This is a genomic window from Actinotalea sp. C106 (assembly GCF_023630195.1).
In the GTDB taxonomy this organism is placed as follows: domain Bacteria; phylum Actinomycetota; class Actinomycetes; order Actinomycetales; family Cellulomonadaceae; genus Actinotalea.
Genome location: NZ_JALPKN010000124.1, coordinates 1 through 9,085, shown reverse-complemented (window position 1 = coordinate 9,085; position 9,085 = coordinate 1). Strand labels below are relative to the sequence as shown.

4 protein-coding genes are annotated in these 9,085 nt (G+C 72.9%); 3 read left to right on the top strand and 1 reads right to left on the bottom strand.

Annotation, left to right across the window (positions count from 1 at the left end):
- Both L0B03_RS09815 and pulA read left to right on the top strand, forming a co-directional pair.
- Positions 1-264 (top strand): DUF167 domain-containing protein (locus L0B03_RS09815; protein ID WP_250445626.1); only part of this gene is annotated, 264 nt, incomplete at its 5' end.
- A 156-nt stretch (positions 265-420) separates the two neighbouring features.
- Positions 421-6,306: a pullulanase-type alpha-1,6-glucosidase gene (gene pulA, locus L0B03_RS09810; RefSeq protein ID WP_250445625.1), complete on the top strand. Its 5,886-nt coding sequence runs from the start codon at positions 421-423 to the stop codon at positions 6,304-6,306.
- Between the two features lie 10 nt (positions 6,307-6,316).
- Here pulA and L0B03_RS09805 read toward each other — a convergent pair whose 3' ends face one another.
- A complete protein-coding gene (locus tag L0B03_RS09805; protein ID WP_250445624.1) occupies positions 6,317-7,666 on the bottom strand; it encodes an ABC transporter substrate-binding protein in 1,350 nt (449 codons plus the stop codon).
- Between the two features lie 139 nt (positions 7,667-7,805).
- On the opposite strand from L0B03_RS09805, the gene L0B03_RS09800 reads away from it, so the two are divergent.
- Positions 7,806-8,993 (top strand): ROK family transcriptional regulator, encoded by a 1,188-nt coding sequence (locus L0B03_RS09800; RefSeq protein ID WP_250445623.1) that lies wholly within the window; start codon positions 7,806-7,808, stop codon positions 8,991-8,993.
- Positions 8,994-9,085: the final 92 nt, after the last annotated feature.

Genomic DNA, 9,085 nt, shown 5'->3' with positions numbered 1-9,085 from the left:
GCCGTCCGCGTCCGTCCCGGCGCCTCGCGCACGCGGGTGGGTGGGACCCGCGGGGGCGCCTTGACCGTCGCGGTCACCGCCCGGGCGGTCGACGGCGCCGCGACCGAGGCTGTCCTGGTCGCGGTCGCGGAGGCCTTCGGGCTGCGTCCGCGTCAGGTGAGGCTGCTGCGGGGTGCCACGAGCCGGGAGAAGCTCCTCGAGCTCGACCTGCCCGCCGAGGTCCTCGACCGACGAGCCGAGGAGCTGCGGGGCTCCTCCGCGTAGACGGCGCCCCGTCGACGCGCCTCTCGACGAGGCTGCCGGGCGCGGATGTTCACGCTCACCAAGTCATCCCATTGCTGAGAGTTGCTGCAAGCCGTTACAGTCCGTGACGGCCCGCGGCTTTCACCCGGGTGAAGATCGGTGACGAGGGAGTCCCTGATGTCGAGACTGACGCGCACGCGTGCAGCCACCGCGACCCTGGCCACGCTGGCCGTCGCGATGACCGGAGCGGTCGCCGTGACGGGCCCGCTCGCGAGCCCGGCCCAGGCGGCCGACCGCACGGTCACCCTGGTCGGGGATCTCCAGGACGAGCTGGGCTGCCCGGCCGACTGGGCCCCCGACTGCGCCGAGACCCTGCTCGAGCCCACCGGCACCGAGGGCCTCTACGCGGCCGACCTGACGCTGCCGGCGGGCACCTACGAGTACAAGGCCGCCCTCGACGGGGGCTGGGACGAGGCCTACGGCCTGGACGGCGGCGCGGACAACATCCCGCTCACCATCGCGGGCGAGACCACCCTGCGCTTCACCTTCGACGACACCACCAAGCGGCTCGGCCTGGCCCCGCTCGGCCTCGAGGAGGGCTACACCGAGCAGGACGCCGACCTCGTGGCAGCCCCCGTGCGCCAGCCGGGGAGCGAGGAGCGCTTCTACTTCGTCCTGACCGACCGCTTCGCCAACGGCGACGAGTCCAACGACACCGCGGACATCGACGGCGACCGCCTCGACCACGGTCTGGACCCGAGCGACAAGGGCTTCTACCACGGTGGTGACCTGGCAGGGCTGATCGAGAACCTCGACTACATCGAGGGGCTGGGCACCTCGGCGATCTGGCTGACCCCGTCCTTCAAGAACCGCCCGGTGCAGGGCGAGGGCGAGGACGCCTCGGCCGGCTACCACGGGTACTGGATCACCGACTTCACGCAGATCGACCCGCACCTGGGCACCAACGCCGAGCTCGAGCAGCTCATCGCCGACGCCCACGACCGCGGCATCAAGGTCTACTTCGACATCATCACCAACCACACGGCCGACATCATCGACTACGCCGAGGGCGAGTACACCTACATCGACCAGGCCACCAGCCCCTACCTGGACGCCGAGGGCAACGCCTTCGACCCGGGGGACTACGCGGGCACCGGGGAGTTCCCCGAGATGGACCCCGCGACCTCCTTCCCGTACACCCCGGTGGTCGCCGAGGAGGATGCCGGCACGCTGGTGCCCGAGTGGCTCAACGACGTGACGCTGTACCACAACCGTGGGGACTCGACCTGGAGCGGGGAGTCGGTGACCTTCGGCGACTTCATCGGGCTGGACGACCTCATGACCGAGCACCCGACCGTCGTCGAGGGCTTCGTGGACGTGTACCAGGACTGGGTCGACCTCGGCATCGACGGCTTCCGCATCGACACGGTCAAGCACGTCAACCCCGAGTTCTGGGACGAGTGGACCACCGAGGTCCTCGACTACGCCCACGCCCAGGGCAACGAGGACTTCTTCATGTTCGGCGAGGTCTACGACGCCGACCCGGCCCTGCTCTCCCCGTACGTGCGCAACACCGACATGAGCTCGGTGCTGGACTTCACCTACCAGTCGGCGACGAGCGCGTACGTCTCGGGTTCCCAGGCGGGCACCCTGCAGCGGCTCTTCGCGGGGGACGACATGTACACGACGCCCTCGACCTCGGCCTCGGCGCTGCCGACCTTCCTGGGCAACCACGACATGGGGCGCATCGGCTACTTCGTGCGGACAGGTGAGCAGCCCCTCGAGCGATCGATGCTCGCCCACTCGCTGATGTACCTGACCCGTGGTCAGCCGGTGGTCTACTACGGCGACGAGCAGGGCTTCATCGGGGACGGCGACCTGGGCGGCGGGGACAAGGACGCGCGTCAGAGCCTCTTCGCGACCGAGGTGACCGAGTACGCCGAGCAGGCGCTGCTCACGGGCGAGCAGGCCGGGGCGGTGGACCGCTTCGACACCGACGCCCCGCTCTACGAGCACATCGCGACCCTGGCGGACCTGCGCGAGGCCCACCCGGCCCTGTCCCAGGGCGCCCAGGTCGAGCTGCTGGCCGAGGGCGGCCTGTACGCCTTCTCGCGGGTGGACCGCGAGGAGCAGCTCGAGCACCTGGTCGTGACCAACAACGGCAACGCCCCGGCGACCGCCGAGCTGACCACCCTGACCCCCGGCGCGCAGTACACGGCGCTGCTCGGTGGTGAGACGACGACCGCGGCCGACGACACCGGGGCCCTCACGGTCGAGGTACCCGCCCGGTCCGCCCTCGTCCTGGTGGCCGACCGCGAGGTCGCGGCCTCGGACGGCATCAGCACCGTCTCGGCCCCGGAGGCCGGCGCGGGGCTGGACGGCATGGTCCCGGTGCGCGCCACGGTGGCCGAGGCCCGCTACCAGGAGACGTCCTTCGCCTACCGCGTGGCCGGCGACGCGGCCTGGACCTCCCTCGGGACCGCCGAGACCGACCAGCCGCGGGTCTTCCACGACCTGGACCGTGCGGGTCTGGCCGCGGGCACCCTGGTCGAGTACCGGGCGGTCACCGTCGACGCCGAGGGCACCCGCACCGCGGCCTCGACCTACGCCTCGGTGGGCAACGCGGTCACGACCACCCCGGAGGACGAGGAGGAGCCCGCACCGACCTTCGACGCGGTCTCCGTGCCCGGTGACCACAACAGCGAGATGGGGTGCGCCGCCGACTGGCAGCCGGCGTGCGCCGAGGCCCAGCTCGAGCTGCGCGCCGACGGCGTGTGGGCCGGGAGCTTCGACCTGCCCGCGGGCACCTACGAGTTCAAGGTGGCCGTGAACGAGAGCTGGGACGTGAACTTCGGGGCGGGCGGTGAGCCCGGCGGTGCCAACGTGACCTACAGCCACGACGGCGGCCCGCTGCAGTTCTACTTCGACCCTGCCACGCGGTACTTCTTCACCACCGCGACCCACCCGGTGATGACCCTGCCCGGCAGCCACCAGGAGGAGCTCGGCTGCCCCGGGGACTGGCAGCCCGACTGCCTGGCCACCCTGCTCACCGACCTCGACGGGGACGGCACCTTCACCTTCACCACCGACGCCCTCCCGCCGGGGGAGTACGAGACGAAGGTCGCCCACGGCATGAGCTGGGACGAGGAGTACGGGGTCGACGGCGTCCCAGGGGGCCAGAACATCAGCTTCTCGGTCGCCGAGGACCAGGAGGTCACCTTCAGCTACGACCCCGAGACCCATGTGCTGACGGTCGGCGACGAGGCCCCTGGGCTGGGCGGCGAGGGGGAGGACGCCGCGCAGTGGCTCGCCCGTGACGTCGTCGTCCTGCCGGCCGAGATGGTCGCCGAGGGGGCGAGCTACGCCCTGCACCACGCACGGGACGGGGGGATCACCCTGACCGACGGAACCCTCGCGCTCCCGGACGGGGCGACGTCCTGGTCCCTCGAGCCTGACGACGCGGGTCTCGACGAGGACCTCGCGGCCCGCTTCCCGCACCTCGCGGAGCATGCGGTGCTGCGGGTGCGGACCGAGGCCGCTGAGGCGCCGTCCGAGCCGCAGGTGGCCGAGGCCCTGCGGGGCCAGACCTTCGTGACCGGCGAGGTGGACGCGGGCCTGACGGTCGCGACGGGTGTGCAGGTCCCGGGGGTCCTGGACGACCTGTACGGGGCAGCGCAGGACCGTGAGCTCGGTGCCACGTGGCAGGGTCGGCGGCCCTCGCTGGCGCTCTGGGCCCCGACCGCCCACCAGGTCGACGTGCTGGTGTGGGGGGCGAGCCGCGGGCGTGGCGCGGGCGAGGACCCGCAGCGGGTCGAGATGACCCGGCAGTCCGACGGCACCTGGACCACCCGGGGGCGGCCGCAGTGGGAGGGGGCCGAGTACCTCTACGAGGTGACCGTCTACGCACCGACCACGGGCCAGGTCGAGACCAACCTGGTGACCGATCCCTACTCGGTCGCGCTGACCGTGAATTCCGAGCGCTCGGTGCTGGTCGACCTCGACGACCGCGACCACCGGCCGCGGCAGTGGGAGCGCACGGACCAGCCCGTGGTCCGGCCCGTGGACCAGACGATCTACGAGCTGCACGTCAGGGACTTCTCGATCCACGACGACACCGTGCCCGAGGCGGTGCGCGGCACCTACCTGGCCTTCGCCGAGGAGGGCAGCGACGGCCGCGCCCACCTGCGCGAGCTCGCCGACGCGGGGCTGACCACCGTCCACCTGCTGCCCACCTTCGACATCGCGACCATCGAGGAGGACCGCAGCGCCCAGGCCGTGCCCGACTGCGACCTCGAGTCCTTCGCCCCCGACTCCGAGGAGCAGCAGGCCTGCATCGAGCCGACCCGGGACCGCGACGGGTTCAACTGGGGGTACGACCCGCTCCACTTCACGGCCCCCGAGGGCTCCTACGCGACCGACCCGCACGGCGGAGCGCGCGTCGCCGAGTTCCGGACGATGGTCGGCGCCCTGCACGACGACGGCCTCCAGGTGGTCCTGGACCAGGTGTTCAACCACACCAACGCGAGCGGCCAGGCCGAGACCTCGGTGCTCGACAAGGTGGTCCCGGGCTACTACCACCGGCTGGACGCCACCGGTCAGGTCGAGACCTCGACCTGCTGCGAGAACGTCGCGACCGAGCACGCCATGGCCGAGAAGCTCATGGTCGACTCGGTGGTCACCTGGGCCCGGGACTACAAGGTCGACGGCTTCCGCTTCGACCTCATGGGTCATCACTCGCGGGACACCATGCTCGCGGTCCGCGAGGCCCTCGACGAGCTGACCACGCGCCGCGACGGCGTCGACGGCTCGGCGGTCTACCTCTACGGCGAGGGCTGGAACTTCGGGGAGGTGGCCGACAACCGGCTCTTCACCCAGGCCACACAGGGCCAGCTCGACGGCACCGGCATCGGGACCTTCAGCGACCGGCTGCGCGACGCGGTGCGCGGTGGCGGGCCCTTCGACGAGGACCCGCGGCTGCAGGGCTTCGGCAGCGGGGCCGCGACCGACCCCAACGGTGCTGAGGTCAACGGCACCGAGGCCGAGCAGCTCGCCCGGGCCCAGCACCAGGCGGACCTCGTGCGCCTGGGCATGGCCGGCAACCTGCGCGACTACGAGCTGCTCGCGAGCGACGGCGAGGTCCGGGCGGGCACCGAGCTCGACTACAACGGGCAGCCCGCCGGCTACGCGACCTCCCCCGAGGAGGTCGTGACCTACGTCGACGCGCACGACAACGAGACCCTCTTCGACTCGTTGGCGTACAAGCTCCCGCAGGACACGTCCATGGAGGACCGGGTCCGGATGAACACCGTCTCCCTCGCGACGACGGCCCTGGCCCAGACGCCCTCCTTCTGGCACGCGGGGACGGACCTGCTGCGCAGCAAGTCCCTGGACCGGGACAGCTACAACTCGGGGGACTGGTTCAACCTGCTCGACCTCAGCGGCCAGGAGAACGGCTTCGGCCGTGGCCTGCCGCCGGCCAGCCACAACGAGGCCAAGTGGCCGTTCATGCGCCCGCTCCTGGCCGACCCGGCCCTGGTCCCCGAGCCCGAGCACATCGAAGCCTCGGCCGCGATGAGCCAGGACCTGCTGCGGCTGCGGTTCTCGACCGAGCTGTTCCGCCTCGGGGAGGCCGAGCTCATCCAGGAGAAGGTCACCTTCCCCGCCAGCGGGCCCGAGGCCCTGCCCGGGGTGGTCACCATGCACGTGGACGACACCGTGGGGGAGGACGTCGACCCGGCCCTCGACGGCCTGCTGGTGGTGATCAACGCCTCCGACGAGGAGGTCACGGTCGAGGTCCCCGAGCTGGTGGGCGCCGAGTACGCCCTCTCCCCGGTGCTCGCCGAGGGCGCGGACCCCGTGGTGCGGGGGACCGCCTGGGCGGCGCAGACGGGCGAGGTCACCGTGCCGGCCCGCACCGCGACGGTGCTGGTCGATGCGCAGGACGGCGACGGCGGCGAGGACCCGGACGACGGCGGGGACGGCGGCGGGTCGGGCTGGTTCGGGGACCTGCTCGACCGGATCGCCGAGTGGCTCCGTTGGCTGCTGGGGCTGCTGCGGCCCTGAACCTCGGGGGTCAGTCCTCGCCGAGGGCCGAGGCGAGCGCGCGCTGCAGCTGTGCGACGCTCGTCCGGCCCTCGGTGAAGCTGCCCACCGCCTGGGTGATCTCCTGCAGGGTGGCGCCGTCCACCGCGGTGCCGTGCGCGAGGGAGGGCACGAGCTCGTCGCGCTCGAGGGCCGCGGTCGAGTGCAGCTGGTAGGGGTGCAGGGCCTGCACGCTCACGTCGGTGCGGGCCGGGATGGAGCCCTTGACGCTGCTCAGTGCGGTCTGGGCCTCGGCCGAGCCGATGGTCGAGACCCAGCTCACCGCCTCCTCGACGTTGGTGGCCGGACCGGGGATCGCGAAGGCGTCCACCACGAGGCCGAAGCTGCCCGAGGTGCCGGGGGCCGGGGCCCAGAGAACGTCGTTGCCGATGGGGATGTCGGCCGCGCGGAAGGCCGGCAGCGCCCAGTCGCCCATGATCATGAAGGCGGCCTCGCCCTCGGCCACCCGGAAGGTCATGTCCTCCCAGTCCAGGCTCGCGCGGTCCTCGTCGGAGTAGCCCACCAGGCGGGAGAAGGTCCCGAGGGCCGCGGTCACCTCGGCGGACATCGGGTCGGTGCTGCCGTCCCACAGGCCGCGGTACCCCTCTGCCCCCAGTTGGGCCAGGAGGACCGCCTCGAGCAGGTGCACCTGGGTCCAGTCGGCCCCGAGGGCCAGAGGGGTCGCCCCGGTCTCCTCGACGGCCTCGAGGGCCACGAACCACTCGTCGAGGCTCGCGAAGGCCGTGGTCGGCGCGAGCCCGGCGGCTTGCAGCACCGAGGTGTTGGCCCACACCACGTTCGCGCGGTGCACGTTCGACGGGATCGCGTAGGTCACCCCGTCCACCTGCGTCGCGGCGAGCACCGTCTGGGGCACGACGGCGGCCAGGCCCAGGTCTGCTGCGACGTCGTCCAGCGGGCGCAGGTCGTGGGCGGCGACGTGGTCGGCGAGCTCCGCCCCGCCGTGCACCTGGAAGGTGTCGGGAGGGTCGCCGGCGGCCATGCGTGAGTCGAGCACGTCCTTCGCTGCCGACCCGGCGCCCCCCGCCACGCCCGCGTCGTCGAAGCGGATCCCCGGGTGCTGCTCGGCGAAGGTGCTGGACAGCGCGTCGAGGGCGAGCTTCTCCGAGCCCGAGGCCCACCAGGTGAACACCTCGACGTGCGGCTGGCCGGCCGCGGTCGGGGTGGTGTCGCCTCCCGGGGAGCAGGCGGCGAGCAGAGCCCCGACCAGGGCGAGCGAGACGACCGGGGCGGCACGACGGCCGGCTCGGTGCCCGGTGCGACCGTGCTGCCCGCGGGCACGACGACGGGGTGCGCGGACTGCGCAGCGCGTCCTTGCGGGCATCCGTGACCTCCGTCGGTGTGCGCACGAGCATGGCACGGGAGCGCCAGCAGGCCCCACCCGGCGGTACCGCGTCATCCAAGGGGTGAGCCCGCCCGCTGTCAAGGGTGGTGGGCGAACAGGTGACCGGTACCCTTCGAGCGTGGCCAAGGACCGGGTGACCCCTGGATCCCAGACCTCCCTGCGCGAGGCCAACCGGGCCCGCATCGTGGGGGTGGTCCAGCAGCGCGGCTCGATCACGCAGGTCGAGCTCGCGGGCGTCACCGGGCTGTCCGCCGCGACCATCTCCAACATCGTCAAAGAGCTCACCGGCGCGGGGGTGCTGACCACCACGCCGACCTCGCGCAGCGGCCGTCGCGCGCAGGAGGTCTCCCTCGCCCGGAACCTGGGCCTGGTGGCCGGGGTCCACTTCGGGGAGCGGTCGATGCGGGTCGCCCTGGCGGACGTGAGCCACCGCGTGGTCGCCGAGCAGCGTCTGCCCCTGCCCCCCGAGCACCGCGCCGACGACGGTCTGGACCGCGCCGCGATGCTCGTCGAGGAGATGGTCGACTCGGTGGGGGCCTCGCTCGGCGAGGTGCTGGCGATGGGGGTCGGTATCCCGGCCCCGGTCGACGTCCGGGCGGGGGAGGTCTCGGCCGAGGGCCTGCTGCGCGGCTGGGACGGTACCGACGTGCCCGCCGTGCTCGGGCGGCGCCTCGGGGTCCCGGTGCACGTCGACAACGACGCCAACCTGGGCGCCCTGGCCGAGGCCCGGCTCGGAGCGGCCAAGGGGCTGCGGGACGTGGCCTACCTGCGGGTCTCCCACGGCGTCGGCCTGGGGCTCGTCCTCGGCGGCACCGTGCACCACGGTCGCAGCGGCGGGGCCGGGGAGCTGGGCCACCTCGTGCTCGACGACGACGGCCCGCCCTGCCGGTGCGGCAACCGGGGCTGCCTCGAGACCCTGGTCGGGTCGGCGGCCCTGCTCGCGCGCCTGCAGCCCACCCACGGGCACCTCGCCCTGCGCGACGCCGTCGGCAAGGCCCTCGACGGGGACGCGGAGTGCCGCGAGGTCATCGCGGCGGCCGCCGTCCACCTGGGCCGCGCGATCGCGACCGTGTGCACCCTCCTGGACCCCGACGTCGTCGTCGTGGGCGGGGAGCTCGTACGGGCGGGGGGCGTGTTCCTCGAGACCCTGAGCACGACGATCGCCGGTCGTACCCTGCCCAGCACGGCCGGTCCGGTCGCCGTGCTGCCCTCGCTGCTCGGTGATCAGGCCGAGGTGCGTGGCGCCCTGGCGCTGGCCCTGGACAGCTACCAGGGCCAGGCGCTGACGGTGGGGGTCGGTCCGTGAGGCGCGGGGCCCGTGGTGCGAGCCGTCCCGCTCGCGGCTCCGCCGTCGCGCTGCGCGCCGCGGTCGCTCTCTCGGTGCTGGGCATGGCCCTC

Bases quoted from the DNA above. Each gene is read 5' to 3' on its own strand.
- L0B03_RS09805 (WP_250445624.1), bottom strand. From the start codon at position 7,666: ATGCCCGCAAGGACGCGCTGCGCAGTCCGCGCACCCCGTCGTCGTGCC.
- pulA (WP_250445625.1), top strand. From the start codon at position 421: ATGTCGAGACTGACGCGCACGCGTGCAGCCACCGCGACCCTGGCCACG.